Genomic DNA, 24,137 nt, shown 5'->3' with positions numbered 1-24,137 from the left:
CTGTTACCCCCCGCTGTTGCCCCACTTCTGCTCGGCGCTCGCAAACAGCTGATTGATCTCGTTGCCGCTCACGGCGTCTTTCGTGTAGTTGAAGGTGCCGTGATCGCGCATCTCATGCGCCGCCCGCAGGAACGCGCCAAGCGCCGCGCGCGCGAGCGACCCGCCGACGCTCACCCGCCGCACGCCCAGCGCCTGCAATTCGTCGAAGCTGAGCAGGACACCCTGCAGGCCCATCAGCACATTGACCGGCCGCTCGAGTACGCCGACCACCGCGGCGATCTCTTCGCGGGTCTTCAAGCCCGGCGCGTAGAGCACGTCGGCGCCGGCTTCCTGATAGGCCGCGAGACGCCGGATCGTATCGTCGAGATCGGCTCGGCCGACCAGGTAGTTCTCGGCGCGCGCGGTCAGCGTGAACGGAAACGGCAGTGAGCGAGCCGCCTCTGCCGCCGCGCGCACGCGTTCCACCGCCGCCTCGAACGGATAGATCGGTTCGTCCGCGCGGCCGGTCGCATCCTCGATCGAGCCGCCGACCACGCCCGCGGCCGCCGCTTGCATGATCGTTTCGGCGGCGTCTTCCGGGGCGTCGCCGAAACCGTTCTCCAGATCGGCGCTCACCGGCAAATCGGTCGCGCCGGCGATCTCGGCGAGGTGCACCATCATCTGCGCGCGGCCGATCGAGTTATCCGGCAAGCCGCGCGAAAACGCATAGCCGGCGCTGCTGGTCGCGAGCGCCTTGAAGCCGGCCAGCGCCAGAAGCCGCGCGGTGCCGATGTCCCACGGATTCGGAATGATGAAAGCCTCGTTGGCCGCGTGATAAGACCGGAATTGCCGTGCCTTTTCTGTTTGCGTTGTCATTGACGGTTCCATGAAAGACGACGACAGCGCCACGCCGCAAGGCGCGGAGGCGTATCGTCGTGAAAGTGGCTCGACATGCGTCGACAAGTCAGTGCCGGCGGCGAGTTCCACCCGCCCGCCGGCCTTGCATGCCTTCGCAGCAGCAGAACCGCGGGCTCAGGTTTCGAGCTTCGCGTCCATCGTGATCGTTGCGTTCAATACCTTCGATACCGGGCAGCCCGCTTTGGCGTCCGCAGTGGCTTTGTCGAACGCGGCCTTGTCGCCGCCGGGGATCTTCACCGCCACGTCGAGATGCACCGCGGTGATCGAAAAGCCGCCGCCGTCCTTGTCGAGCGTGACGGTTGCCGTAGTGCCGATACGTTCGGGCGTGATGCCGGCCTTGCCCAATTCCGCCGATAACGCCATCGAAAAACAACCCGCATGCGCAGCCGCAATCAGCTCTTCCGGATTCGTGCCGATGCCATCCGCGAAGCGTGTCGAGAACGAGTATTGGGTCTCCTTGAGGACGCCGCTGTCAGTGGAAATCGAGCCCTTGCCATCTTGCAGGCCGCCTTGCCAGACGGCCGATGCCTTGCGCTTCATCGCTCTTCTCCTGTTGTGCCCTGCGTGGCGCCGCTCTGCAACCGAACGTGATGCCCGCCGCAACGGTCCCGCCCGGGTGCTTGCGGCTTCGGCATCGATCGCGAGTGTCGCGCGGCGCCGCAGGCGCGGGCGTGGACCGAACTTCATGATAGGCGCTTCCGTGTGCCAGCGTCGTGACGATGCGGACCGCGAAGTCGTCTTTCGACTATCTATCAGAAGAGAAAGTGACAGTCAGAACTACTCGCGCCCCGATGGCGAAGTTTGCCGCCGGCGCGCTTTCATCTTTCCATTACTAGCAGCGTCAGGCGGGATCGTCGAAAAAATCACCGGCCGAGGCCGACGCCCCGGTGGCGCCGCCGTTACTCGGCGAACGGCAAGCTCTCCTGCCCCACCGCGCGCATGCCGAACACGTTCAGCGTCATCGCCACCAGCGCGTAGTAGCCGAGCAGGCCGACCAGGTTGATCGTCACCTGAGGTCCGAAGCGCTCGACGGTCTTCGCATACGTCGCATCCGATACCCGCTTGTTGTCGTACAGCTCGCTGGCGAAATCGTAGATCAATGCATCGTCGGTATCGGCGAAGGCCGGGCGCCACCCTTGCAGGAGCGCTTGCGCATCCGCTTCGGCCACGCCGGCTTCCAGGGCGATCGGATAATGGATGTACCACTCCGCCTGCGCCTGCCAGCGCACTGCCGTCACCAGAATCGCCAGTTCCGACAGGCGCAGCGGCAAGCCGGTCCGGTAGCGGCAGAAGGCGCCGAGACGCTGCGCCTGCTGGGCAAGTTCCGGGCTGTGAATCCAGCCGAGAAACGGCCCGTTCAGATTGCCGCGCGGGCCGGACAGAATCTCATCGAGCACGGCCTTTTGTTCGGGCGTGGCATCGGAGAGGTCGAAGTGAGGCAAGCGCTCGGTCATCGCAAATCTCGCAGAAGATGAAGTGTTGTCAGGCTGAGGCCAGCGCGCCGTCGATCGCATCCGTCAACCGGCTGACGATCTCGTCGATGTCGCGCGCGGTGCAGATGAACGGCGGCGCCAGCAGCACATGATCGCCAATCTTGCCGTCGACCGTGCCGCCCATCGGATACACCATCAGCCCGCGTGCGAACGCCTCGCGCCGGATCGCCGCGTGCAGTTTCAGCTGCGCGTCGAACGGGGTCTTGCTCGCGCGGTCCTTCACCAGTTCGACGCCGACAAAGAGCCCCCGCCCTCGCACATCGCCGATATGCGGATGCTGCGCATAGTGCTCGCGCAACAGTCCGCGCAACTGTTCGCCGCGCGCGAGAACGTTGGGCAGCAGATGCTCGTCGGCGATCACGCGTTGCACTTCGAGCGCGGCGGCGCACGCGGTGGCGTGGCCGATATAGGTGTGCCCGTGCTGAAAGAACCCCGAGCCGCCGACGATCGTCTGGTAAATCCGGTCGCTCACCAGCGTCGCGCCGATCGGCTGATAGCCGGCGCCGAGTCCCTTGGCGATGGTCAGGAGGTCCGGCGCGACGCCGTCTTCTTCGCACGCGTACAGATAGCCGGTGCGCCCCATGCCCGACATGATCTCGTCGAGAATCAGCAGCACACCGTAACGATCGCACACCGCGCGAATCTTGCGGAAGTACTCGCGCACCGGCGGCACCGCGCCGGCCGTCGCGCCCACCACCGTTTCCGCGACGAAAGCGGCCACCGTATCGGCGCCGAGCTCGAGGATCTTCTGCTCGAGTTCGTCGGCGAGACGCTGGGCGAATGCCTCTTCGGTTTCGCCGGCGCGCTGCTCGCGATACGCGTAACAGGGGCTCACGTGATGCGCTTCGATCAGGATCGGCAGAAACGGCTCGCGACGCCACGCATTGCCGCCGATCGCCAGCGCCCCCAGCGTGTTGCCGTGATAGCTCTGCCGGCGCGCGATGAAGTGACGGCGCTGCAACTCGCCCTTCTCGACGAAATACTGCCGCGCCAGTTTCAGCGCCGCCTCGATCGCTTCCGAGCCGCCCGACACGAAATACACGTGCTCGAGCCCTTGCGGCGCGCTTGCCACCAGACGGTCGGCGAGTTCCTCGGCGGCTTCGGTCGTAAAGAACGAAGTGTGCGCATACGGCAGCTGCTGCGCCTGCCGCTTGATCGCGTCGATCACGCGCTGGTTGCTGTGGCCGAGGCACGAGACGGCGGCGCCGCCGGACGCGTCGATATAGCGCTTGCCGGTGGAGTCGATGATTTCGATGCCTTCGCCGGCGACGGCAACCGGCAACGACTGCTTCGGCGAGCGGTGAAATACGGTGGACATGATGTTTCCTTGTTTTTCCTTGTTAGCCGGTCAGGGTTCCGGCCTGCGAAGGCGCAGTTCGTGCGATGAAGGTGTCGAAGAGTAGAAGCTCACGAAACCCGGCTTGCCGGCCGGTTGCACCTGAACCAGACAACAGCGCTCGCGCAGATAGGGATCGCCGTCTTCATTGTGTGCGATGAAACGCGTGCCGCCGGCAGCAGCCGCCAAGGTGGTGCAACCGTCCGGCGCGTTGTGAATCAGCTCGCCGCGGCAGTTCCACAAAAAGATGTCATCCGCGGAGCAACCGAGCCCCGCCGCCATGCCTTCGAGTTCGGCCAGCAGCGCCGGAAAATGCGCCTCGGCTGCTTGCCGCAGCTTCTGCACGAACGGATCGCCGCGCCAGCGACGAACCGCCTGCCACGCGCTGCTTTGCTCCATGTATTCGGCGAACACCGGCCGGGCAAGTTCGCCCAGCCGGTAGCCGATGCCATACGGCTCACCGGCCACCTGGAAAAGATTCAACTCCCGCATCGACGCCACCGCCTCGCACCCATTCAACAATCGGTACGTATTTATACTTCCAAACAACATTTGTTGTCAAATGAAGCGACTGCGATACAAATGGAGCAAGCTTGCTTCGCGGCGGAAATCTGTCTGAGTCAAATGCGGGGAATCAACGCAACGTCAACGCAACACAACGTCAAGGCACATACGCGCCTTTCGCATGCAGCGACTGCTCGGCGATGCCGAGTTGCTCGACCGCACCCGCTCCTTCGAGTGCGAGCAGATGTGCGACCAGTGCCTCCGAGATCGCCGTGGCGGCTACCAGCGAGGGAAAGAACGACGGACTCTCGTGCGAAAAGATCAGCACCTTGTCGGCGTTCAGCGCGATCGGCGAGACCGCGCTGTCGGTCATCGCAATCAGCTTGCTGCCCTTTTCCAGCGCGGCTTCGGCGACGCGCGCCGCTTCCACCGAATACGGCGCGAAACTGATGACGACGGTGGCGCTGTCGCGCTCGATCGTGCGCAACTGCATCTCCAGCGTACCGGCCTCGCCGTTGAGCAGCGACACCGATGAGCGAAACAGCCGATAGCCGTAGACGAGACCGAAAGCCACCGCATAACAGGAGCGAAAACCCGCCACATGCACATGCGGCGCGCGGCGCAGCAGGCGCGCCGCGTCGACGATCGCGCGACCGTTGTGTGCGGCGGTGACCTCGAGGTTGTGTTGTTGCGCAACGAGCAGATCGTTCGCCAGCGCGTCTTTCGATTTGACCAGCGAGCGCGCGCGGCTGGTGAGCGGCTCGGGCCGCGTCCGCACGCGCGCGACGAACAGGTTGCGCAATTCGTTCCAGCCGGGAAAACCGAGTTGCTGCGACAGGCGCACCAGCGACGCGGGTTGCACCTGCGCCCGCTCGGCCACTTTGCGCATCGACGAGACCGCGACTTCGTCAGGATGATCGAGCAGGAAACCTGCGCCCATCTGGAACTGCGGACTCAGTTCGGAGAAGCGCGCCCGGATCAGGGCGGCGAGCTGGTCGAAACTGTCTGGCATGCGAGGTACCGGGCGAACGGTCGATAGGGATGACAACAAATGTTACCACCCGGTGCGTCGCATCCAACAGCACTTCCCGCGTGCTTTTCACGCCTGCTTAGCGCGTGCTCAAGTGCCTGCTCAAGTGCCAGGTTAAGTGCCAGGTTAAGTGCCAGGTTAAGTGCCAGGTTAAGTGCCAGGTTAAGTGCCAGGTTAAGCGCCTGATTAAAGTAGCGCGACCACCCGCACGTCGCCCTGCTCGGCCGACGCGACGACCTTGTCGCCGATGCGCCGGAACGTGATCGACACGGACGCATCGCCCACCCGCAAATCGCCGACTTCGAGCCAGTCGATGCCTTCGGGGAGCATCGGCTGTTCGATCAGCACCTCGCGTTTGACCGCATCGATCGTGATGCCGAGACAGGCTTCGAGCATCATGAAGGGCGACCCCGCAGCCCACGCCTGCGGCAGGCAGGCGACCGGATAGGCGGTGGGCGGCTCGCCGCGCCGCCGCGGGAAACCGCAGAACAGCTCGGGCAGCCGCATGTCGAAATTGACCGCCGCCTGGAACAACGCCTGCAACAGCTTCACGGCCGACGCCTTGCCGCCGTAGCGCGACTGGCCGCGCGCGCAGAGCGCGTTGTCATGCGGCCAGACCGAGCCGTTGTGATAGGCCATCGGGTTGAAGCGCGACTGGCTCGCGGCCAGCGTGCGCACGCCCCAACCGGTGTGGAACAGCGCCGAATCGAGTGCGCGCACCACGGCCTCGCCGCGCGCACGCGCGGGCAGACCGAAGGCCAGCAGATGCCCGGCATTCGACGCCATCACGCGGCACAGTTCGCCGTGCCCGTCGAGCGCAATGCCGTAGAAGCCGGACTCTTCCATCCAGTACTTTTCCTCGACGCACTGACGGATTTTCTTCGCCCGTTGCTTATAGCGCGCCGCCGGCTCGGAAAGGCCGCGCAGCTCGGCGAAGTGGGCCATCGTGTCGAACGCCGCGCTTGCATACGCCTGCACTTCGACCAATGCAATCGGACCGTCGGGAAAATGGCCGTCGGCATGGAATACCGAATCGTGGCTGTCCTTCCAGCCCTGATTCGCGAGCCCGCCATCCGACTCGCGCTGATAGTCGAGCAAACCGTAACGGTTCTTGTCGCAGACGCCCGCGACCCACTGCGCTGCGCGTTCGAGCGCCGGCCACAATTCGTCGATCAGCGCGAGGTCGCCCGTGCGCGCCGCGTAGGCGCCGGCCAGCACGATAAAGAGCGGCGTGCTGTCGACGCCGCCGTAGTACAGCGCGAACGGCACCTCGCCGGTAGCGGCCATTTCGCCCTTGCGCATCTCGTGCATGATCTTGCCGGGCGCGGCGTCGCGAAACGGCGAATTCTCGCGCGCCTGGTGCTCGGCGAGAAAACGCAGCACGCCGGCCGCCAATTGCGGTTGCAGCCACAGCGTTTGCAACGACGTGATGACCGCGTCACGGCCGAACGGCGTCGAAAACCACGGAATGCCTGCATACGGATACGGGCCAGTGGCGAGATCGGTGGTCAGCAGACCGAGGTCGGCGAGCGAGCGGTCGATCCACGCATTGAACAGCGGATTGCTCGAACGGACGCGCGCGGTGGCGCGGCGCCGTTCGCGCATCACGAGGTGGGCGTCGACCAGCGCGGCGCGCACCGCGGCGCGGCCGACACGCGGGCGTTCCGCGTCGATTTGCGAAAGATGGGCTTCGCTCACTGGATGCGTCGGCTTCGAGACTCCCATGTCGGGCCGGTCCGCCTGCGCGACAACCTCCACCGCGACCGACAGATAAATCGACACGCACGCTTGCGCCGGCAGCTTGACGGTGTAGTCGGCGCGGTCGGCGAACAGCTTGTCCGGCTGCGGCGCGAAGGCGATCTGCACATTGCGCGCCACGCCGTCGAGGCCGATGTAGCCGAGCAGCACCTCGCGGTTTTCGACGCGAGCCGGTTCGACGCGGCCCTGTTTATTGCGCTTGAGGCCGCGCACTTCGAACATGTCGCGGAAGTCGCTGACGAAGGAGATCGACAGCGGCACGATGGCGTCGCTCGTGCCGTAGTTGGTGAGTTCGATGGCTTCGTTGAGAACGGTGCCGGACAGCACACGCACGCGCTCGACGTGGATCACGCCTTCGGGGGTGCTATCGCCGCCGAGCGGCGGCAAGGGACGATTGGTGAGATGCGCGGTGAACGAGGTATTGTCGCTGCTGACGTTGCCCGACAACAGTGACGGCGCGCGGCCGCCGAAGGTGAGGCGCAGTTGCGAGAGGACGCGGGTGTCGTTGACGAAGAGGCCGTCGTCGTGGCCGGTGATATCGCCGAGGGGGTCGTTGACGATGAAAGTGTCGCCCGACTTCAGCACGTGCTGGGTGGCGCTCGCAACGTTCAGGTTTTCCGTCGGGATGAATACGCCGTCCGGCTCGAGATCGTGGTGGTCGATGCCGCCCGAGTGGGATAGGCCGCCGAGGGCTTCTGGCTGTTGCATCAGGGTCGCTCCTGTGATGTTCGCTTTCGGGTTCTGCTATCGCTTCCGATTGTAGAGTGTCTGCGGGCGTCAGACGAACTTAACACATTGGAGTTTCAGTTTTTTCGTGGTATGGGAGATGCAGGGGTTTTGCTTTTTTTGCCTTTCGCGGCGGCATTGTGCTGTGTGCCTGCGGCGGTGGTCTGTTCCTGATTTTTTGCCTGCGCGGCGCTTCTTATGTCTGTTTGCCTACGGCGTTGGCCTTTCCCTGTTCTGACTTCTTTGGCCTTTCCTTGTTTTCTTTGTGGTTTATTAGCTTTCCCCCTGTGCGGGGGAGCACCTACTTTTCTTTGCCGGCCGCAAAGAAAAGTAGGCAAAAGAAAGCGGCTTTACACCGCTAATTCTGAAGCGGGCACCTCGGTCAGCCACCGGTAGTGGAGACCTGCCGGACCACACCGTGGTCCATGAGTGCCGGTGACAAGGCAGTCATCCACCCCTTCTCGCGCTACGCGCTCGCCGGCAAGGTCCATCCCACACCGCCCGCTTCGGTTTTGCCTAGCGACAGCCATTGGCTTCACCTCGGCGAGATGCAGATCTGGATTACCAAGCAGAACTCGGGCGTAATGGAGCGGCGCGCACGCGTGAACTGGTGAGCTATGCCCCGCGCAAAACGCAGGCGCCAAACGTAGTGGATGGTTGGATGAAGTACCGTTCCGGCGAGCGCGCAGCGCGAGGCGGGAAGTATGACTGCCTTGTCACCAGGGCGTGAAGGTGCACTGGCACAGATCAGGTGGCCTCCACTCCCCGTTGATGACCGTGGTGCCCGCTTAGTACCTGCGGTGTGAAGCCGCTTTCTTTTGCCTACTTTTCTTTGCGGCCGGCAAAGAAAAGTAGGTGCTCCCCCGCACAGGGGGAAAGCTAATAGACCACAAAGAAATCAAGGAAAGGCCAAAGAAGTCAGAACAGCGAAAGGCACTGCCGTAGGAAAAAACACAACCAGAAAGCGCCGCGCAGGCAAAAAATCACCGTTTAGCGACCGGCTTAGCCTCGCGTGGACCCTGACCAACAAACAACTGCCGCGGGCGGCCAATCTTCTGCTCAGGATCGGCAATCATTTCGTTCCACTGCGCAATCCAGCCGACGGTGCGAGCCATCGCAAAGATACAGGTAAACATCGCGGTAGGAATCCCCAAAGCCCTCTGCACAATCCCCGAATAAAAATCGACATTCGGATAAAGCTTGCGCGACACGAAGTAGTCGTCCTCCAGCGCGATCTTCTCGAGCGCCATCGCGAGCTTGAACAGCGGGTCGTCATGCAGCCCCAACTCTTCCAGCACTTCGTGACACGTCTCGCGCATCAACTTCGCACGCGGATCGTAGTTCTTATACACACGGTGGCCAAAACCCATCAGCTTCACGCCGGAGTTCTTGTCCTTCACCTTCGCAATGAACTCGGGAATGTGGTCGACCGAACCAATCTCCTCCAGCATATTCAGCGCCGCTTCATTCGCGCCGCCATGCGCCGGACCCCACAGGCAAGCAATCCCCGCGGCAATACAGGCAAACGGATTCGCGCCAGACGACCCGGCCAGGCGAACCGTCGAAGTCGAAGCATTCTGCTCGTGGTCCGCATGCAGAATCAGAATGCGATCGAGCGCACGCACCAGCACGTCGTTGACCTTGTACTCCTCCGCAGGATTAGCGAACATCATCCGCATGAAATTCGCGCTGTACGACAAGTCGTTCTTCGGATACACGAACGGCTGGCCCACGGTGTACTTGTATGCCATCGCCACCAGCGTCGGCAGCTTGGCGATCATGCGGATCGCCGATACTTCGCGGTGCTGCGGATCATTGATGTCCAGCGAGTCGTGATAGAACGCCGACAACGCACCCACCGCCGCCACCAGAATCGCCATCGGGTGCGCGTCGCGGCGGAAGCCGCGAAAAAAGAAATGCATCTGCTCGTGCACCATCGTGTGCTGCGTGACGGTCTTCACGAACGCTTCCTTCTCCTGAACAGTCGGCAGTTCGCCCTTCAGCAGCAGATAACAGGTTTCGAGGAAGTCGGCGTTTTGCGCGAGATTGTCGATCGGGTAGCCGCGATACAGCAGCTCACCTTTGTCGCCGTCGATATACGTGATTTCGGAATTGCAGGCCGCCGTCGACATGAAACCCGGGTCGTACGTGAACTTGCCCGTCTGCCCATACAGTTTGCGGATGTCGATCACATCCGGCCCAAGCGTGCCCTGATAAATCGGCAAATCGATCGTCTGGCCGCTGTCGGAAAAGCTCAGCGTTGCGTGTGTCTTCGAGTTCATCTACACGTTTCCTTTTACTTTCACATCGCACACGTGCCGGCATGCTCGATCATCGCGCTTGCGTGCTTAGGCATGCTCAGGCTCCGCTTCGCATTCTACGGTCCGATCAAGCATTGATTGCGGCGATTGACGGCAACAATCCATCTCGACTGACGCAACATTCGTTGCCTGACGTGGCCTGCAAAGCCCCCTGAGGATGCCGCGCGGAAATGCACTACCGTGCTCTACCGTGCCAACCCCCAATGCCCGCCAAATGAAAGCTGGTACACCTCGCGCAACAATGTTTTGCGGCAATCGGGCAGCACAAGCGCGGCGGCTCTGCGATACTGAAGCTGTGTTTTGCCTCCCCTGCAAGCACATCGCTGTCTTTGGCCCGCCGTCCAACGGCGGGCCTTTTTAATCAGCCAGAACAACAGGAAGGACCAGATGAACGCCTCTCTCGAAACACTGTTTCCGGATCATGTCCACAACGAGGACAGCATCGTCTCCGCACTGAATCATCAGGACATCGTCGTTGCCTTGTCGTCGGCGCTGAAGACGCAAAACGTCGCGGTGCTGCATATGCTCTACCCGCGTACCGACGCACGCACCCATCACAGTCTCGATGCATTGGTGAACGTATTGCACGGTCACGGTCTGCATGAAGTCGCGGACCTGATCGCGCAGGAAGCGCATTACCTGCTGTTCAAAGACCCCGTTAAGGCGTGGAAAGCATTCCACGAGATTCGCAACGACTCGCTTGCGATCGGCGCGCATCTGTATTACCACGGCCTCGTCGGCGAAGCCGCGGAACGCGCGCTCGATACCGACGCGCATCGCAAGGCTTGAGCTTCATATGTGCTGAGCCGGGCACCGCCCCGCTCGAGCTCATCGCACGCTCATGGCGCGAATGAATTCGTCGACATAGCGGTTGAACGCGGCCGGATGCGCGAGATTCATTCCGTGCGACGCGCCGCGCACCGTTTCGCGGCGCGCATCCGGCAGCCACGTTTGCAGGGCGGTTGCCGTACGGCGGAACATGTCCGGGCTCTTTTCGCCGTCGATCAGCAGCACCGGGCAGCGTATCCCGGCGGCCTCCTCGGGCACGTACGCGGGCAGCGGGTCGCGGAACTGGCGCGCGAGCGTGTGCGCGTTGTCAGTCGCCATTCTGCGAAAGCCCGGCGTGCTCATCGCCCAGAAACCAGGCCGGCTCACCGAATCGACGAACAGCTGCAAGCCGGCGTCCACCTCGCCCGCCTCGATCAGTTGCGCGGCCTTGGCGCGCAACGCGTTGACCGTCTCCGGCAAACGCGCGGGCGGCCGCCCGGCAATCTGCAACGGGCCGCCCGGATCGGCCAGCGTCAAGGTGCGCACCCATTCCTGATGGCGTCGCGCGAAATGATAGGCGACGCAACCGCCGCGAGAATGACCGACCACGTGCGCCTGACCGGCACCGAAACGGTCGATGAACTCGGCCACTTCATCCGCATGCTGGCTCCAGCTGAACGGCAGCCCGGGCTCGGTATCGGTATCGGTCACCGGCCAGTAGTGCGTGAGACTCACCGCGACGCAGCGGTAATGCTTCGAAAGGCCGGCGAGTTGCGGTTGCCAATAGCGGTAGTCGCACAGCGAGCCGTGCACGAACAGCAGCAGTTCGCCCTCGCCGTCTTCGACATAAGGCATGCGCAAACCGCTTTGCAGTTCGATAAAGGACGGGGACGAAGCGGAAACAGGTTGATTCACAGGTGTGGATTCACGGACAGCACGGCAACGTCTGAATGCGACGGCGCCGGCTCGAAAAGATCGGGGAAAGAAAAAAGAAAGCGAGCTTGCGTCCCTGCAAGTGGGACGCGTCGCGTATTGTCACATAGGCGCGAAATGTGCGCCGGAGCTTACGCCACAAGGACCGGCGATGAATTCGCCGCGTCACCCGCGCGTCACTCGCGCGTCACTCATAAGCGCGTTCGTCCAGCAAACCGGCAGCGGCGGCAGCGGCCGCGCCGCGCACCGCACAAGTCAGCGGTTCGTCGGCGACGCGGACGTCGAGCCCCAGTTCGTTGGTCAGCCGCCGGCTCAGGTTGCCGAGCAGCGCGCCGCCGCCGGTCAGCACGATGCCGCTATGCGCGATATCGGTCACCAGTTCGGCCGGCGCCGTTTCGAGCGCGCGCTTCACCGCGCCGATCACCTGACACAGCGGGCCGTCGATCGCGTCGGCGATATCGTGGTTGCTCAGTTGAACCGTGCGCGGCAGGCCGTCGTCGACGCTGCGCCCTGTGGCGTTCATGTGCTTTATCGGCACGTCGCGGACGGCCGTACCAATGCTTTTCTTCACGTGCTCGGCGGTTTGCTCGCCGAGCAGCACGCCATACAGATTGCGCACATAACTGACGATCGCCATGTCGAAGCTGTCGCCGCCCACGCGAATCGAGCCGCTATACGCCGTGCCGCCCAGCGCGATCACCCCGACTTCGGTGGTGCCGCCGCCGATATCGACCACCATCGACCCGGTCGCCTCCGACACCGGCAGGCCCGCGCCGACCGCCGACGCCAGCGATTCGCCGATCAGACTCACCCTCCACGCGCCGGCCGCCACCGCCGCTTCCTTGATCGCGCGACGCTCGACGTGGGTCGCCCCCGCCGGCACGCACAGCGTGAAAGCTGCGCGGCGGCTGAACAGCGGCCGCGGGCGCGCCATGTCGACGAATTGCCGGATCATGTGCTCGGCGGCCGAGAAATTGGCGATGACGCCGTGCCGCATCGGCCGCACGGCTTCGAGATTGCGCGGCGCGCGGCCGAGCAATTGGCGCGCTTCGGTGCCCACTGCCGCGATGCGTTTTTGCCCGGCGGCGGGCTGTTTCTCGAAACAGACGACCGACGGCTGATTCAGCACGATGCCGCCGGCGTCGGTATAGATAAGGGTATTGGCCGTGCCGAGGTCGACCGCCACTGAATGGCGGAACAGGCGATCGAAAAGCGGGTAATGCGGCGTCGGTCTGGCCATAGGAAGGCTCTGCTGTGTCGTTATCCGCCCTTGCCGGGCAGTCTGGAAAATGCGCCCCGGTCGCCCGAGCCGCTCGGCACGTCCTGACGGGCGTTGCGCGGTCCGCGCGGCGCGGGTGATTCTCATGCTAATGACCAGTTAACGGCAAGCAGATCAAATTCTTTAGACCGATTTTTCAATCAGGATCGTGTCAGTCTTACGACAAGCTGCCCAGCGCGCGCACCAGCGCCTCGCGGCCAAGCTCGACGCCGTCGGCACTAATGGTGTGACCAATGCCGGGCAACACGTAGGCGTCGACGCTGTAGCCGGCATTGCTGAAAGCATTGGCGGCATATTCCAGTTCGCGCACCGGGATCACTCCGTCTGCTTCGCCGTGCACCAGCGTGAGCGGCGTGCCGTTGCGCGCGACGATCGCCGAGCCGAGCCGGCCCGAATACGCGACGACGGCGGCTGCGCCTTCCGCGCTGGTCGCCACGTGATGCATCGACATGATCGAGCCTTGCGAGAAGCCCACCAGCGCAAGCCGGTCGAAAGGAAGCTGCCAGTGCGCCAACTCGGCTTCGAGCATGCGCCGCAGCGCCGGATAAGCGGCGGCGACACGCGCCCCGCGGTTGCCCTCGTCGACTTCGCGAAGGCTGAACCACTGACGCCCGCCAAAACCGCCGTCGAATTCCTCGCTGCCGTCGAGCGACACAAACGCGACGTCCGGCAAGGGCTCGCTCCAGATATCCGCGAGCGGCATCAGATCGCGGGCATTGCTGCCGACGCCGTGCAGCAGCACCACCAGTGCCTTCGCAGGCGCATTGGCCGGCGCGCGGCGCCAGCCGTGTTCGAATTGCTCCCAGCCCATATCCGTTTCCTTTCTCCCGATGCTTCCGGTTCGTGTTTCCGCACGCGCGGCGAGGCGCACGGCGGCGTATTTCCGCACGCTTGGCAAGGCGTGCTGCGGCGTGTCGCCCCAGCCGCGAGGATACGCTGCCGGATTACTTTTCGCCCGAGAGCCTGCACGCGCCGGCTACGTCAAAACGTGAATACAGGTATGCTTTTGCGAGCGTTCACCCAAGCTTTGATCACGTTTCCAGGCGCACTTCCGGGTGGCGCGCAACAGACGCAACAGCCGGCCCCGGCTCGAACAGCTTGCGCCGCGCCGGCCGTGCACCGTGGTCCCGCAACATCCTTAGCTGCCCACTTGCTTGACTGACTGCCCGGCGCCGCGCGCGAGCGGTGCATGGAACATCCGCCGATATTCTGTCCGGAGAATGGTTTGAGCCAGCCCACTTCCGCGCGAGCCGCGACACCGCCGGCACCACCGCCGCCATTACAAGGCGGCCAACTGGTTCTGGCGACCATCGCCGTCGCGCTCGCCACGTTCATGAACGTGCTCGACACGTCGATTGCGAACGTCGCGATCCCGACCATTTCGGGCAACCTCGGCGTTTCGGTCGACGAAGGCACATGGGTCATCACGGTGTTCGCCGCCGCCAACGCGGTGTCGATTCCGCTGACCGGCTGGCTCACACAGCGCTTCGGCCAGGTAAAGCTGTTCGTCGGCGCGATTCTGATGTTCGTGCTGGCTTCGTGGCTGTGCGGCATTGCGCCGACGCTGCCGATGCTGCTGATCGCGCGGGTCTTTCAGGGCGCCGTGGCGGGTCCGCTGATTCCGCTGTCGCAGGCCATTCTGCTCGGCTCGTACCAGAAGGAGAAAGCGTCGACCGCGCTCGCCTTATGGGCCATGACGGCGACCGTCGGCCCGATTGCCGGCCCCGCGCTCGGCGGCTGGATCACGGATAGTTACAGCTGGTCGTGGATCTTCTATATCAACATTCCGGTCGGCATTTTCGCGGCCGGCGTCACGTGGATGATCTACCGCAACCGCGAGTCCGCCACCCGAAAACCGCCGATCGACGTGGTCGGCCTCGGCTTGCTGGTTGCCTGGGTCGCCTCGTTGCAGATCATGCTCGACAAGGGCAAGGACCTCGACTGGTTCTCGTCGCCGGTGATCGTGATCCTGGGCATCACGGCGCTCATCAGCTTCGCGTTTTTCCTCGTGTGGGAGCTGACCGAAGAGAATCCGATCGTCGATTTGCGGCTCTTCACGCAGCGCAATTTTCTCGGCGGCACGATTGCGATTTCGGTCGCGTATGGCGTGTTCTTCGGCAACCTGGTGCTGCTGCCGCAATGGATGCAGGAGTATCTGAACTACCGTTCGGTGGATGCGGGTCTGGTCACCGCGCCGCTCGGCGTCTTCGCCGTGCTGCTCGCGCCGGTGATGGGCCGCGTGCTGCCGCGCTCGGACGCGCGCATCATCGCCACCCTCGCCTTTATCGGCTTCGCGATCGTGTTCTACATGCGCTCGAAGTACGTGATCGAAATCGACACCTGGCACCTCGTGATACCCACGCTGCTGCAAGGCATTCCGATGGCGCTGTTCTTCGTGCCGCTGACCTCGATCATTCTGTCTGGCCAGCCGCCGAACAGGATTCCGGCCGCGGCGGGCCTGTCGAATTTCGTGCGGGTGTTTTGCGGCGCGGTGGGCACCTCGGTCGCCGGCAACGCGTGGAACAACCGCACGGTGCTGCATCACGAGAGGCTCACCGAGCGCGCCACCGTCGACAACCCGCTGTTCAGCCAGCAGATCGATTCGACCCAGTCGCTGCTGCATCTGAATACGCAATCCGCGCATGCGCTGTTCGACTTCACCGTGAACACGCAGGCCGCGATGATGGGCCTGAACGACATCTTTTATGTGTCGGCGATCATCTTCATTCTGATCATTCCGCTGATCTGGATTACGCGGCCGGCCAAAGGCGGCGGTGGTTCGGACGCGGCGGGCGCGCACTAATGGCGGACAGGGGCGATGCGCAGGGGCGACACGCTGGGGCGATATACAGGGGTGACATGCAGGGTGACGCTTCGAGTTCGTGAATCGGCGCGTTTGCGCTCCGACGTCAGCGGAAATAGCGCGCCGGCGTGTCGCCGAACGCGTCGCGGAACACCGCGATAAACGACGACACATCGTTGTAGCCCACTTCGAGCGCCACCTGCGTGACGCTGGCGCCGGCGCCCAGACGCTCCAGCGCAACGAGCAGCCGCAATTGCTGGCGCCACTGGCCGAAGGTCTGCCCGGTCTCCTTGACGAACAGGCGCGACGCGGTGCGAGCGGTGACGCCGGCGGCGGCCGCCAGATCCTCGAGCACCGCCTGCTCCGCCGGGTTCGCGCTCAGCGCGTCGGCGATCCGCTGGGCGCGCGGATCGCGTGGCCAGTTCACCGCCAGCGGCGCGGCAGGCAGACCCGGCAGCCGGTCCAGCAACACCTGCACGAGGCGCGCGGACGGGGCATCGGGCGGCTCGTCCTTCGGTAAATCCGCCGCCGCGATCAGCAAGGCCGCCACCAGCGGGTCGAGCACGACCGCGCCGCCCTGCTCGGGCAGCGGCGCGGCGCCCGCTTCGGCATATAGCGAATAAAGCCGCACCGGTTCGGCCGCGGACAGGCGATGCAACACGTCCGGCAGCATCCAGACCGCGTGGCCCGGCGGCACAACGCATCGTGAGATTTCGGTGCGCACGGTCAGCACGCCTTCGCTCGCGTGAATCAGACGCGCGCGACGGTACGCGTGCCACGGCTCATCCAGCGCGTCGTACCGCTCCTCGACCACGAATACCGAACGCTCGATGAGGTCCGGATCGAAGGCTCCCATCATGAATGTCCGTTTTGCCCGGTTGTCGTTGGAAACGCAGAAAGATTAGCATAGCCGCCGCGAAACGATGTTCGGACGTTCGCGCCCGTCCGCTCGGCGCCGCACCAACAATTCGCTCCAGGTTGCCAGTAAAATCGCGGCTTCAACGGTCCGAGCCCAATGAACTACTCATCCATCCTCGAACAGATTCATCACGACCTCCAGCCTTATCTGGGCACCGGCAAGGTCGCCGACTACATTCCAGAACTGGCAAAAGTCCCCGCCGACTGCTTCGGCATGGCAATCGTCACGACCTCGGGCGAAGTGTTTCGCACCGGCGCCGCCGACACGCGCTTTTCCATCCAGAGCATCTCCAAGCTGTTCGCCTGCACCATGGCGTTCCGGCTGCTCGGCGACGCGTTGTGGCAGCGCGTCGGGCGCGAGCCGTCCGGCACCGCCTTCAACTCGCTGGTCCAGCTCGAAGCCGAACAGGGCAAGCCGCGCAATCCGTTCATCAATGCGGGCGCGCTGGTGGTCACCGACGTGCTGTGCCGCCGCTTCGTGCAGGCCGAGACGGCGCTGGTCGAATTCATGCGGCGCCTGACCGGCGAAACGAGCATCGACTACGATTCGCGCGTCGCCCAGTCTGAATGGCAGCACGCCCACCGCAACCAGGCGATGGCGCACTTCATGGCGAGCTTCGGCAACATGGAGATGCCGCCGCAAGTGGTGGTCGACGCTTATTGCCGGCAGTGCGCGATTTCGATGAGTTGCGTCGAACTGGCGAAAGCGGCGCTGTTTCTGGCCAACCACGGCGTCGTGCCCGCCACCGGCGAGCGGATTCTCGACACCAGTTCCGCCAAGCGCCTGTCCGCACTGATGCTGACCTGCGGCACCTACGATGCGGCGGGCGATTTCGTCTATCGGGTCGGCTTGCCGGCGAAAAGCGGCGTGGGCGGCGGGATCGTCGCCGTGCTGCCCGGCGAGATGGCCGTGTGCGTGTGGTCGCCTGGGCTCGACAGCAACGGCAATTCGCTGGCGGGCGTGCTGGCGCTCGAATGGCTGACCACGTATACGGGGCAGTCGATTTTCTGAGTCTGCGCCGAGCGCGCGGCGTTGCGGGCGGATCTCGTTGCCCGCTAACACCGCCGCCAAAGGCAAAAACATCACGCCATGGAAACCAGAGGATGCCCGTCCTTTCGCCACGGCGAAGCCAAAAACCACCGGACTCTTTCCGCGCGGACTTCCGCCAGCGAAGCCGGCGCCCACCTTGCGCGCCGGTCCTTATCGATCAACTGTGCCCTGACGCCCTCACAGAAATCCCCTTCCTCGATCACCCGCCTGACAATGCCCAGTTCCATCCGGAAGCACTCGGCCAGCGTCATCTGCCGCCCACGCAATAAAGCCTCACGCGTCACACACAACATCGTGGGCGAATGCCCTACCATCGCGTCATAAGTGGCCTGTAGCCACTGCCGCACCTCTCGCGGCGGCTCGCGCTCCAGATCATGCCGCAACGTCGCGACCATCCGCTCGACACTCGAGCGCCGATCGAAATGCCGCAAAATCAACTGCGTAAAAGGCCCCAACGCAGCATGCGGAATAATGTTGCACGGCGGCTCGAACACGCCTCGCAACGCAGCCAGCGAATCCCCCGCATGCGACATGCGCTGCAAGCGCTCCTCGAACGTAGCGAGCCACTCGGCCGGCACGCATAAATCAGCCAGTTGCAGCCGCAATGCATCAGCCCCGGAGAGCGTCACGCCCGTCAGGCCGACATACAACTCGGCCTCCGCCGGCATCGCGCTCAAAAACCGCGTCGCGCCGACATCGGGCAAAAAACCAATGCGCGTCTCCGGCATCGCAATCCGGCTGCGCTCTGTCACGATCCGCAGCCGCGCCGCCTGGCCAAGCCCCATGCCGCCGCCCATCGTAATACCGTCGAGCAAAGCGACCACCGGCTTCGGAAAGGTATGCAGCGCGTAATCGAGCCGGTATTCATCGACGAAAAATGCCAGCCACCGGCTGTCGCCGGCCTTCGCCAGCCGGTACATCTCGCGCACGTCGCCACCGGCGCAAAAGCCCTTGGCGCCCGCCCCCTTCAGCACGAGCGCGACAATGCCGTCATCCGCGCGGCAATGTTCGACCAGCACGGCAAGCTCGCGCACCATCGCATGCGACAACGCATTGAGCGCAGCCGGCCGGTTCAGCGTGATGATCGCCACGCGGTTGACGACGCGAAACAGAATCTCCCGCTCCGCCTCCACACTCGCCTGCGCTGCCAGGCTCTGTACCGCGCTCATCGATGCGTCTCCCGCTCCATGTGTTCAGCCTGCGCAGCCTGCCAGCGCGGTGAGCGCTTCTCGAGGAACGCGTTGACGCCTTCGCGCTGATCCGCGCCGTCGAACAGATCGACAAAACGCTCGCGCTCCACCGCCAGCGCCGCCGAGCGCGGCACGCCGTTGCGCGCCTGATGAATCAGCGTCTTGCTGAAGCCGACCGCCTGCGGGCTCAGCGTCGCGACGCGCGCCGCCATCGTCAGTGCGGCCTCGCGCGATGCGCCCTTGTCCACCACTTCTTCGACCAGACCGATGCGCAAGGCAGTCGCCGCATCGACACGCTCGCCGGTCAGAATCATGCGCTTGGCCCAGCCCTCGCCGACCAGCCACGGCAACGTCTGCGTGCCGCAGCCGCATGGCAGCAAGCCAACCGCCGTTTCGGGCAAGGCGAGCAGCGCATGCTGTTCGGCAATGCGGATGTCGCACGCCAGTGCGCATTCGAGACCGCCGCCCATCGCATAGCCGTTGATCGCCGCGATCACCACCGGCCGCGCATTCTGCAAGGCTTCGAACGCGCTGCCGAAACGCATCGCCGCCGTGCGCGCGACTTCGCGATTGCCGTCGGCGAACGTGTTCAGGTCGGCGCCCGCGCTGAAGAACCTGGGGCCGTCGCCGGTAATCACGACCGCCCGCACACGCGCCTCGCCGTTCAGGCGCTCGACGGTTCGTTGCAACAGCAGCAGACCGTCCGGCGTGAATGCATTGGCCGGCGGCCGCTTGAGCGTCAGCAGCGCGACCGCGCCGTCGTGCGCGTAGTCGAGTTCGATCATTGCGCGTCTCCGTCCTTGCCGTCGTTACGGTAAAGCTTGATCACCGCCGAAAAGTCCAGCCGTCCCGCGCCTTTGCTGCTCATCGTCTGATAGAGCTGTTGCGCCAGCGCGCCGAGATACACCGGCTGACGCGCGAATTTCGCGGCGTCGGTGGCGAGGCCCAGGTCCTTGAGCATCAGGTCGGTGCCGAAGCCGCCGGTGTAGCCGCGCGTCGACGGCGCGGTTTCGATCACGCCGGGCATCGGGTTATACGTGTCCGAACTCCAGCAGCGCCCGGTCGAGGTATTGATGATGCCGCCGAGCACCTTCGCGTCGATGCCGAGCGCCTCGCCGAGCGACATCGCCTCGGCCACGCCCGCCATCGTGATGCCGAGCACGAGGTTGTTGCAGATCTTCGCGACCTGGCCGGTTCCGGTATCGCCGCAATGCACGATGTTCTTGCCCATCGCCGAGAGCACCGGCTTGACCTGCTCATACGCGCTCGCGCTGCCGCCAACCATGAAGGTCAGCGTGCCCGCCGCCGCGCCGCCGGTGCCGCCCGACACGGGCGCATCGACAAAGGTGTTGCCGTGTTGCGCGGCCAGTTCGGCGAAGGCCTTGACGCTCGCCGGGTCGATCGTGCTCGAATCGATGATCGTCACGCCTTTGGCGAGGCCGGCGAATACGCCGTCGTCCGCCGTCAGCACGCTGCGCACATGGGCGGCCGCGGGCAGCATCGTGATCACGCATTCGACGTCGCTCACCGCCGCTTTCGGCGAACCCGCCGCCTTCGCGCCCGCTTCGACCAGGGCCAGCACAGCCTGCGCGTCGAGGTCGAATACGTTGACCGCGTGGCCCGCCTTGAGCAGGTTGTGCGCCATCGGCGCGCCCATGTTGCCGAGTCCGATAAAGCCTATTTTCATGGTGTCGTCTCCTGTGTCGATGGGAGTTGGCGCTTCAGCGCCTACTCCCATCCCATGCAAAGCTCGATGGGAGTTGGCGCTTCAGCGCCTACTCCCATCCCATGCAAAGCAATGAACCCGAGGTCTTAGCGCAGGCTGATGGTCGTGTTGACGCCGTCGTTGACGGTGTCGTCGTCGAACCAGCGGGCGGTGACGCTCTTGGTCTGCGTATAGAACTGCACGACCTGTTTGCCGTACGGCCCAAGGTCGCCGAGCTTCGAGCCGCGCGAGCCGGTAAAGCTGAAGAACGGCACGGGCACCGGAATCGGAATGTTGATGCCCACCTGGCCAATGTCGATCTCGCTCTGGAATTTGCGCGCCGCCGCGCCGCTCTGCGTGAACAGGCCTACGCCGTTACCGAACGGATTGCGGTTGACGAGTTCGATCGCCTCGTCGAGCGTGGCGGCGTTCAGAATCAGCAGCACCGGGCCGAAGATTTCGGTGCGGTAGATTTCCATCTCGGTGGTGACATCGGTGAAGACCGTCGGGCCGATGAAGTTGCCTTGCTCGTAGCCCGGCACCTTCACGTCGCGGCCGTCGAGCGCGAGCGTGGCGCCCTCTTTCACGCCCGCTTCGATCAGGCCGAGAATGCGTTGCTTCGCCGAGCGTGAGACCACCGGGCCGACGTCCGTATTCGGTTCATTGCCCGCGTTCACCTTCAGCGTCTTCGCCTTCGCGACCAGATCCGCCAACCATTGCTGCGCCGCACCGACCAGCACCACCACCGAAGTCGCCATGCAGCGCTGCCCCGCCGCGCCGAAGCCCGCCCCGGCGAGCGCGTTCAAGGTCTGCTCGCGGTTCGCATCGGGCAAGACAACGGCATGATTCTTCGCGCCCATCATCGACTGCACGCGCTTGCCGTGTTCGCTGCCGAGGCGATAAACATGCGTGCCGACCGCCGTCGAGCCAACGAAGGAAATCGCTTTCACCAGATCGTGCGTGCAGAGCGCGTCAACCACGTCCTTGCCGCCGTGCACGACATTCAGCACGCCCTTCGGCACGCCGGCTTCAAGCGCCAGTTCGACCAGTTGCATCGTCGACATCGGATCCTGCTCGGAAGGCTTCAGCACGAAGGTATTGCCGCAGACGATCGCCATCGGGAACATCCACAGCGGAATCATCGCCGGGAAGTTGAACGGCGTGATGCCGGCGCACACGCCGATCGGCTGACGCAGCGTGTAGGTGTCCACGCCGCCCGCCACGTTCTCCGCGAATTCACCTTGCTGCAAGGTACCGATCGAGCACGCATGCTCGACCACTTCGAGACCGCGGAAGATATCGCCTTCGGCATCGGGAATCGTCTTGCCCTGCTCGGCGCTCAAGGTCTTCGCGATACGCGGCATATGCTCGCGAATCAGCGCCTGGTACTTCAGCATGATGCGCATGCGCGCGCCGATCGGCGTGTTTTTCCACGTGTTGAACGCGGCGTGCGCGCAGCGGATTGCTTCGTTGACTTCATCGGCGGTGGCGAACGGCACGCGGGCGAGCACCTCTTGCGTGGCCGGATTCACAATGTCGCGCCACTCGCTGGTCTTCGATTCGACGAACTCGCCGTTGATCAGCAGTTTGACGCTCGCGGTCTGATTGCTCTGATTGCCTTGATTCCCGGCGTGGTTCGAAGCAGTTGCGCTCATGCTGAAACTCCTGTGCAGTGGCCGCGCGGCGGCCGGACAGTGACTGAAAAATTCGAAATGGAACAATCAACGCAGGTCCGGGAAATCCTCTTCCCAGTACTCACCCGGCAGGCGCGCGGGCTCGGCCTCGCGTTCCATTTCGCGGCGCCGCAATTCGACGCGGCGGATCTTTCCGGAGATGGTTTTCGGCAGCTCGCTGAATTGCAGGCGGCGAATCCGCTTATACGGTGCGAGTTTTTCGCGCGAAAACGCGAACACGGCGCGCGCCAGTTCCGGACCGGCCTCGTAGCCTTGCCGCACGGTCACGAACGCCTTGGGCACCGACAAACGCAGCGCATCCGCGCTCGGCACCACGGCCGCTTCACCGATCGCTTCGTGTTCGATCAGCACGCTTTCGAGTTCGAACGGGCTCAGCCGGTAATCGGACGATTTGAAGACGTCGTCGGCGCGGCCGACGTAGACGTAGTAGCCGTCGTCGCGGCGCAGCGCGACGTCCGACGTGCGGTAGAAACCGTTGCGCATCGCCTGCGCGGTCGCGTTGGCGTTGTTCGCGTAGCCGGTCATCAGGCCGAGCGGGCGGGCGGTCAAAGACAGCGCGATTTCGCCTTCGGTGACGGGCTGGTCGTCGGCATCGAGCAGTTCGATCCTGTAGCCCGGCAGCGGGCGCCCCATCGAACCCGGCACCACCGGCTGCCCCGGCGAATTGCCGATCTGGCAGGTGGTTTCGGTCTGGCCGAAACCGTCGCGGATCGTGATGCCCCACGCGTGCTTCACCCGCTCGATGATCTCGGGATTCAACGGCTCGCCCGCGCCGACGATCTCGCGCAGCTTCACCGGATAGTCGGCGAGATGCTCCTGCACCAGCATGCGCCAGACGGTCGGCGGCGCGCAGAGCGTGGTGACGTTGAAGCGCACCAGCACGTCGAGCGTATCTTTCGGCACGAAGCGCGGGAAGTTGAACACGAACACGCAGGCTTGCGCATTCCACGGTGCGAAAAAACAGCTCCACGCGTGCTTGGCCCAGCCCGGCGAGCTGATATTCCAATGGATGTCGTTCGGTTGCAGGCCGACCCAGTACATCGTCGACAGATGGCCGACCGGATAACTCTGGTGCGTGTGCTCGACCAGTTTCGGCTTGGACGTCGTGCCCGAGGTGAAGTACAGCAGCAGCGGATCGGTGGCGCGCGTGACCCCTTCGGGCGTGAATTGCGGCGATGCGTCATAGGCGGCGGCCAGGTCGATCCAGCCGGCGCGAGGCGCGCCCACCGAAAGACGTGTGAGCGGTACATCGAGCGCATCGAACTTGGCCAGCTCCGCGCTATCGACCACGACGAATTTCGCGCCGCCGATCTGCACGCGGTCGCGCACATCGTCGGCGGAAAGCTGGGTGGTGGCGGGCAACACGATCGCGCCGAGCTTCATGGCCGCGAGCATCACGTCCCATAGTTCGACGCGGTTCGGCAGCATCAGCAGCAGGCGGTCGCCCCGCCCCACGCCCACACCGCGCAGGAAGTTCGCCATGCGCGCCGAGCGCTCCGACATCTGCGCGTATGACAACCGCAGCCCCTCGCTCGCCGGATCGTCGACGATCCACAGCGCCGGATTGTCGTTGTTTCGCGCGACCACGTCGAAATAGTCGAGCGCCCAGTTGAACTCGTCCAGCACCGGCCACGTGAATTCGCGGTACGCACGGTCGTAGTCGGTTCGATGGCGCAACAACAGGTCACGCGCGTCGAAAAAGCTCTTCGCTGCAGTCATCGTCGTCTCCTG

Annotated in this window: 20 protein-coding genes and 1 pseudogene; 4 read left to right on the top strand and 17 right to left on the bottom strand. The window is 64.1% G+C overall.

Annotated features, from left to right (window positions below):
• Positions 1-3: 3 nt before the first annotated feature.
• The 7 genes and pseudogenes from AC3WLT_RS01620 to AC3WLT_RS01590 form a co-directional block, all read right to left on the bottom strand.
• Positions 4-855, bottom strand: coding sequence for an isocitrate lyase/PEP mutase family protein (locus AC3WLT_RS01620; protein WP_492590100.1), 852 nt, complete (start codon positions 853-855; stop codon positions 4-6).
• A 156-nt stretch (positions 856-1,011) separates the two neighbouring features.
• On the bottom strand, positions 1,012-1,437 hold the full coding sequence (locus AC3WLT_RS01615; RefSeq protein ID WP_042325152.1) for an OsmC family protein: 426 nt from the start codon (positions 1,435-1,437) through the stop codon (positions 1,012-1,014).
• A 359-nt stretch (positions 1,438-1,796) separates the two neighbouring features.
• Entirely contained in the window at positions 1,797-2,351 is a 555-nt protein-coding gene (locus AC3WLT_RS01610) for a carboxymuconolactone decarboxylase family protein (RefSeq protein ID WP_492590098.1), read from the bottom strand.
• A 28-nt stretch (positions 2,352-2,379) separates the two neighbouring features.
• Entirely contained in the window at positions 2,380-3,708 is a 1,329-nt protein-coding gene (locus tag AC3WLT_RS01605) for an aspartate aminotransferase family protein (RefSeq protein ID WP_492590096.1), read from the bottom strand.
• Between the two features lie 81 nt (positions 3,709-3,789).
• A pseudogene (locus AC3WLT_RS01600) lies at positions 3,790-4,218 on the bottom strand (C45 family autoproteolytic acyltransferase/hydrolase); the annotation flags it as partial.
• A 169-nt stretch (positions 4,219-4,387) separates the two neighbouring features.
• A complete protein-coding gene (locus AC3WLT_RS01595; protein WP_492590094.1) occupies positions 4,388-5,242 on the bottom strand; it encodes a MurR/RpiR family transcriptional regulator in 855 nt (284 codons plus the stop codon).
• 204 nt (positions 5,243-5,446) lie between these two features.
• Complete coding sequence (locus tag AC3WLT_RS01590) at positions 5,447-7,726, bottom strand: amylo-alpha-1,6-glucosidase (RefSeq protein ID WP_492590092.1); 2,280 nt, start codon at positions 7,724-7,726, stop codon at positions 5,447-5,449.
• A gap of 443 nt (positions 7,727-8,169) precedes the next feature.
• On the opposite strand from AC3WLT_RS01590, the gene AC3WLT_RS01585 reads away from it, so the two are divergent.
• On the top strand, positions 8,170-8,358 hold the full coding sequence (locus tag AC3WLT_RS01585; protein WP_492590090.1) for a hypothetical protein: 189 nt from the start codon (positions 8,170-8,172) through the stop codon (positions 8,356-8,358).
• A 369-nt stretch (positions 8,359-8,727) separates the two neighbouring features.
• Here the strand turns inward: AC3WLT_RS01585 and gltA are convergent, their stop codons facing one another.
• On the bottom strand, positions 8,728-10,026 hold the full coding sequence (gene gltA / locus AC3WLT_RS01580) for a citrate synthase (RefSeq protein WP_492590088.1): 1,299 nt from the start codon (positions 10,024-10,026) through the stop codon (positions 8,728-8,730).
• A 426-nt stretch (positions 10,027-10,452) separates the two neighbouring features.
• Between gltA and AC3WLT_RS01575 the strand changes: the two genes are divergently transcribed.
• Positions 10,453-10,854: a hypothetical protein gene (locus tag AC3WLT_RS01575; RefSeq protein WP_492590086.1), complete on the top strand. Its 402-nt coding sequence runs from the start codon at positions 10,453-10,455 to the stop codon at positions 10,852-10,854.
• A 39-nt stretch (positions 10,855-10,893) separates the two neighbouring features.
• Here AC3WLT_RS01575 and AC3WLT_RS01570 read toward each other — a convergent pair whose 3' ends face one another.
• The 3 genes from AC3WLT_RS01570 to AC3WLT_RS01560 form a co-directional block, all read right to left on the bottom strand.
• Positions 10,894-11,688 carry an alpha/beta fold hydrolase gene (locus AC3WLT_RS01570; protein WP_492590135.1) on the bottom strand — a complete coding sequence of 265 codons (795 nt, stop codon included), beginning with the start codon at positions 11,686-11,688 and terminating at the stop codon, positions 10,894-10,896.
• A 265-nt stretch (positions 11,689-11,953) separates the two neighbouring features.
• Positions 11,954-13,006, bottom strand: a complete 1,053-nt coding sequence (locus tag AC3WLT_RS01565; RefSeq protein ID WP_492590084.1) for a rod shape-determining protein — start codon at positions 13,004-13,006, stop codon at positions 11,954-11,956.
• 196 nt (positions 13,007-13,202) lie between these two features.
• Positions 13,203-13,856 (bottom strand): alpha/beta hydrolase, encoded by a 654-nt coding sequence (locus tag AC3WLT_RS01560; protein ID WP_492590083.1) that lies wholly within the window; start codon positions 13,854-13,856, stop codon positions 13,203-13,205.
• Positions 13,857-14,270: 414 nt separating this feature from the next.
• Between AC3WLT_RS01560 and AC3WLT_RS01555 the strand changes: the two genes are divergently transcribed.
• Complete coding sequence (locus tag AC3WLT_RS01555; RefSeq protein WP_492590081.1) at positions 14,271-15,848, top strand: DHA2 family efflux MFS transporter permease subunit; 1,578 nt, start codon at positions 14,271-14,273, stop codon at positions 15,846-15,848.
• Positions 15,849-15,954: 106 nt separating this feature from the next.
• On the opposite strand, the gene AC3WLT_RS01550 is transcribed toward AC3WLT_RS01555, so the two are convergent.
• A complete protein-coding gene (locus AC3WLT_RS01550; RefSeq protein ID WP_492590079.1) occupies positions 15,955-16,707 on the bottom strand; it encodes an AraC family transcriptional regulator in 753 nt (250 codons plus the stop codon).
• A gap of 156 nt (positions 16,708-16,863) precedes the next feature.
• Between AC3WLT_RS01550 and AC3WLT_RS01545 the strand changes: the two genes are divergently transcribed.
• Entirely contained in the window at positions 16,864-17,778 is a 915-nt protein-coding gene (locus tag AC3WLT_RS01545; RefSeq protein WP_492590077.1) for a glutaminase, read from the top strand.
• 71 nt (positions 17,779-17,849) lie between these two features.
• Here the strand turns inward: AC3WLT_RS01545 and AC3WLT_RS01540 are convergent, their stop codons facing one another.
• From AC3WLT_RS01540 to AC3WLT_RS01520, 5 genes are all read right to left on the bottom strand, one after another.
• Positions 17,850-18,986 carry an enoyl-CoA hydratase/isomerase family protein gene (locus AC3WLT_RS01540; protein WP_492590075.1) on the bottom strand — a complete coding sequence of 379 codons (1,137 nt, stop codon included), beginning with the start codon at positions 18,984-18,986 and terminating at the stop codon, positions 17,850-17,852.
• Entirely contained in the window at positions 18,983-19,792 is an 810-nt protein-coding gene (locus tag AC3WLT_RS01535) for an enoyl-CoA hydratase (RefSeq protein WP_492590073.1), read from the bottom strand. Before AC3WLT_RS01535 ends, AC3WLT_RS01540 begins: the two co-directional genes overlap by 4 nt.
• Positions 19,789-20,694, bottom strand: a complete 906-nt coding sequence (gene mmsB, locus AC3WLT_RS01530; protein WP_492590071.1) for a 3-hydroxyisobutyrate dehydrogenase — start codon at positions 20,692-20,694, stop codon at positions 19,789-19,791. Before mmsB ends, AC3WLT_RS01535 begins: the two co-directional genes overlap by 4 nt.
• 125 nt (positions 20,695-20,819) lie before the next feature.
• On the bottom strand, positions 20,820-22,367 hold the full coding sequence (locus tag AC3WLT_RS01525; protein ID WP_492590070.1) for a CoA-acylating methylmalonate-semialdehyde dehydrogenase: 1,548 nt from the start codon (positions 22,365-22,367) through the stop codon (positions 20,820-20,822).
• 66 nt (positions 22,368-22,433) lie between these two features.
• A complete protein-coding gene (locus tag AC3WLT_RS01520) occupies positions 22,434-24,125 on the bottom strand; it encodes an AMP-binding protein (protein ID WP_492590068.1) in 1,692 nt (563 codons plus the stop codon).
• Positions 24,126-24,137 lie beyond the last annotated feature (12 nt).

It is taken from the genome of Paraburkholderia sp. FW306-2-2C-D06C (assembly GCF_058781505.1).
Note: the sequence above shows the minus strand (reverse complement) of the source record. Positions and strands in the feature narration are given on the sequence as shown.

Excerpts from the sequence above, each read along its gene's own strand:
- AC3WLT_RS01565 (WP_492590084.1), bottom strand. The coding sequence starts at position 13,006 with ATGGCCAGACCGACGCCGCATTACCCGCTTTTCGATCGCCTGTTCCGC.
- AC3WLT_RS01610 (WP_492590098.1), bottom strand. The coding sequence starts at position 2,351 with ATGACCGAGCGCTTGCCTCACTTCGACCTCTCCGATGCCACGCCCGAA.
- AC3WLT_RS01590 (WP_492590092.1), bottom strand. The coding sequence starts at position 7,726 with ATGCAACAGCCAGAAGCCCTCGGCGGCCTATCCCACTCGGGCGGCATC.
- AC3WLT_RS01560 (WP_492590083.1), bottom strand. The coding sequence starts at position 13,856 with ATGGGCTGGGAGCAATTCGAACACGGCTGGCGCCGCGCGCCGGCCAAT.
- AC3WLT_RS01545 (WP_492590077.1), top strand. The coding sequence starts at position 16,864 with ATGAACTACTCATCCATCCTCGAACAGATTCATCACGACCTCCAGCCT.
- AC3WLT_RS01605 (WP_492590096.1), bottom strand. The coding sequence starts at position 3,708 with ATGTCCACCGTATTTCACCGCTCGCCGAAGCAGTCGTTGCCGGTTGCC.
- AC3WLT_RS01585 (WP_492590090.1), top strand. The coding sequence starts at position 8,170 with ATGAGTGCCGGTGACAAGGCAGTCATCCACCCCTTCTCGCGCTACGCG.
- AC3WLT_RS01525 (WP_492590070.1), bottom strand. The coding sequence starts at position 22,367 with ATGAGCGCAACTGCTTCGAACCACGCCGGGAATCAAGGCAATCAGAGC.
- AC3WLT_RS01620 (WP_492590100.1), bottom strand. The coding sequence starts at position 855 with ATGACAACGCAAACAGAAAAGGCACGGCAATTCCGGTCTTATCACGCG.
- AC3WLT_RS01595 (WP_492590094.1), bottom strand. The coding sequence starts at position 5,242 with ATGCCAGACAGTTTCGACCAGCTCGCCGCCCTGATCCGGGCGCGCTTC.
- AC3WLT_RS01575 (WP_492590086.1), top strand. The coding sequence starts at position 10,453 with ATGAACGCCTCTCTCGAAACACTGTTTCCGGATCATGTCCACAACGAG.
- AC3WLT_RS01570 (WP_492590135.1), bottom strand. The coding sequence starts at position 11,688 with ATGCCTTATGTCGAAGACGGCGAGGGCGAACTGCTGCTGTTCGTGCAC.
- mmsB (WP_492590071.1), bottom strand. The coding sequence starts at position 20,694 with ATGAAAATAGGCTTTATCGGACTCGGCAACATGGGCGCGCCGATGGCG.
- AC3WLT_RS01615 (WP_042325152.1), bottom strand. The coding sequence starts at position 1,437 with ATGAAGCGCAAGGCATCGGCCGTCTGGCAAGGCGGCCTGCAAGATGGC.
- AC3WLT_RS01540 (WP_492590075.1), bottom strand. The coding sequence starts at position 18,986 with ATGAGCGCGGTACAGAGCCTGGCAGCGCAGGCGAGTGTGGAGGCGGAG.
- gltA (WP_492590088.1), bottom strand. The coding sequence starts at position 10,026 with ATGAACTCGAAGACACACGCAACGCTGAGCTTTTCCGACAGCGGCCAG.
- AC3WLT_RS01520 (WP_492590068.1), bottom strand. The coding sequence starts at position 24,125 with ATGACTGCAGCGAAGAGCTTTTTCGACGCGCGTGACCTGTTGTTGCGC.
- AC3WLT_RS01535 (WP_492590073.1), bottom strand. The coding sequence starts at position 19,792 with ATGATCGAACTCGACTACGCGCACGACGGCGCGGTCGCGCTGCTGACG.
- AC3WLT_RS01550 (WP_492590079.1), bottom strand. The coding sequence starts at position 16,707 with ATGATGGGAGCCTTCGATCCGGACCTCATCGAGCGTTCGGTATTCGTG.